Consider the following 233-nt stretch of genomic DNA (forward strand, 5'->3'; position numbering starts at 1 on the left):
CGATGATAGCCGCGCCGTCGTAGCGCCGCGCTTCGACCAAAGACGCAGGCCGCCGCGAACGCGAGCCGCGGCCGATGCCGCCGCGGCGGCTCAGCCCTTGCCCTGCCCTTTGCCGCCCTGCGCGGACGGATGCTTGCCGCCCTGCGGCTTGGCGGAGCCGGCCTTGCCCGCCGCCTTGCCCGGCTTGCCCTTGTCGCCGGCCTTGGCGTCCTTGGCCTTCGCCGGCGCCGGCG

The 233-nt window shown here is 76.4% G+C and carries 1 protein-coding gene; it reads right to left on the bottom strand.

Features of this window, described 5'->3' with window-relative positions:
• Positions 1 to 90: 90 nt before the first annotated feature.
• Positions 91 to 233: efflux transporter periplasmic adaptor subunit (locus HKX41_13740; GenBank protein ID NNC25195.1), on the bottom strand; the 143-nt coding region annotated here is incomplete at its 5' end.

This window comes from Salifodinibacter halophilus, assembly GCA_012999515.1.
GTDB classification, from domain to species: Bacteria; Pseudomonadota; Gammaproteobacteria; order Nevskiales; family Salinisphaeraceae; genus Salifodinibacter; species Salifodinibacter halophilus.